Here is a 1,689-nt window from a genome sequence, read left to right as displayed (position 1 = left end):
AACACCTCGACATCGATTCCGTGAACAACGAACTTGCCCTGCTGTTCCCGGCACCCGAAACCAACCAACCGATCGGCAGCAACCCGACACTGACTGAAGAACTCACCGAACGGCTGCCTCATGCAATCCGCCGGGAATTCCGCTCCTACCTCGCCGCCGCGGACCTAGATCACCCCGTGCGAGTGGAAGCTGACGTGGCCGAAGCAATGACAGCACCGTACCTCTGGCTGATCCGACGCATCGGGTCCGACGGGCTCTCCCTCACCGCTGCAGGCTGGCTGCCGCCGACCGTGGTCCGTGACGCAATGACCGCACTTGGCTGGGAAAAAGACTGGATCGGCAAAGCCAACCGCGAAGACCAGACTCTGCCCGTCCTCCAACTGCGTGAAAGCGCCCAGAGGCTCGGCCTCATCCGCAAAATCAAAGGCAAACTCGTCATCACATCCGCTGCTAAACGGCTGCTCGACGATCCCGGAGGACTCCGGTTATTCCTCGCCCGAGCGGTAGTCCACCGGCACCGTCATGATTCCGAGCGCGACGCCACGCTGCTACTCCTCCTCGAAATCGCTGCCGGGAAACGTACCGCATGGGACGACTACCTTGAAGCGGTCGCCTTCGGACTCAGCACACTGGGGTGGAGAACCGGCCCGGGAGCCGAACTGGACCCGCAAACCGTCCAAGGACTCCTCAGCAACGCCCGAGAAGTCCTCCTCAACCTCGGCATGGTCGACGACCGCGGTGGGCTGGAAGCAAACATCGTCACCCCGCAAGGGCAAGCCTTCGCCCGCGCAGCCCTCCAGGCATCGGCTCTGAGGGGCTCTCCCTCACAGCCGCAGGCTGGCTGCCGCCGGCCGTAGTCCGGGAGGCAATGACCGCACTTGGCTGGGAAAAGGACTGGATCGGCAAAGCCAACCGCGAGGACCAGACTCTGCCCGTCCTCCAATTGCGTGAAAGTGCCCAGCGCCTCGGTCTCATCCGAAAAATCAAAGGCAAACTCGTCATCACATCCGCTGCTAAACGGCTGCTCGATGATCCCGAAGGCCTCTTGCTATTCCTCGCTCAAGCGGTAGCCCATCGGCACCGTCATGATTCCGAGCGCGACGCCGCGCTGTTACTCCTCCTCGAGATCGCTGCCGGGAAACGTACCGCATGGGACGACTACCTTGAAGCGGTCGCGCACCCGAAACCAACCAACCGATCGGCAGCAACCCGACACTGACTGAAGAACTCACCGAACGGCTGCCTCATGCAATCCGCCGGGAATTCCGCTCCTACCTCGCCGCCGCGGACCTAGATCACCCCGTGCGAGTGGAAGCTGACGTGGCCGAAGCAATGACAGCACCGTACCTCTGGCTGATCCGACGCATCGGGTCCGACGGGCTCTCCCTCACCGCTGCAGGCTGGCTGCCGCCGACCGTGGTCCGTGACGCAATGACCGCACTTGGCTGGGAAAAAGACTGGATCGGCAAAGCCAACCGCGAAGACCAGACTCTGCCCGTCCTCCAACTGCGTGAAAGCGCCCAGAGGCTCGGCCTCATCCGCAAAATCAAAGGCAAACTCGTCATCACATCCGCTGCTAAACGGCTGCTCGACGATCCCGGAGGACTCCGGTTATTCCTCGCCCGAGCGGTAGTCCACCGGCACCGTCATGATTCCGAGCGCGACGCCACGCTGCTACTCCTCCTCGAA

The 1,689-nt window shown here is 62.5% G+C and carries 1 protein-coding gene and 2 pseudogenes; all 3 read left to right on the top strand.

All coding sequences use genetic code 11. The features are described 5' to 3' along the window. Window positions 1–857 (top strand): annotated as a pseudogene (locus X803_RS20905) (plasmid pRiA4b ORF-3 family protein); the annotation flags it as partial. An 11-nt stretch (window positions 858–868) separates the two neighbouring features. Next, on the top strand, window positions 869–1,219 hold the full coding sequence (locus tag X803_RS0103520) for a hypothetical protein (protein ID WP_026544055.1): 351 nt from the start codon (window positions 869–871) through the stop codon (window positions 1,217–1,219). Window positions 1,220–1,320: 101 nt separating this feature from the next. Beyond that, window positions 1,321–1,689 (top strand): annotated as a pseudogene (locus X803_RS22075) (plasmid pRiA4b ORF-3 family protein); the annotation flags it as partial.

It is taken from the genome of Arthrobacter sp. 35/47, assembly GCF_000520475.1.
Lineage (GTDB): Bacteria > Actinomycetota > Actinomycetes > Actinomycetales > Micrococcaceae > Arthrobacter_D > Arthrobacter_D subterraneus.
The sequence above is the reverse complement of the archived record's forward strand: the minus strand, read 5'-3'. Positions and strand labels throughout refer to the sequence as shown.

What these genes read in the sequence shown, in the direction of transcription:
- X803_RS0103520 (WP_026544055.1), top strand. Translation starts at nt 869, where the DNA reads ATGACCGCACTTGGCTGGGAAAAGGACTGGATCGGCAAAGCCAACCGC.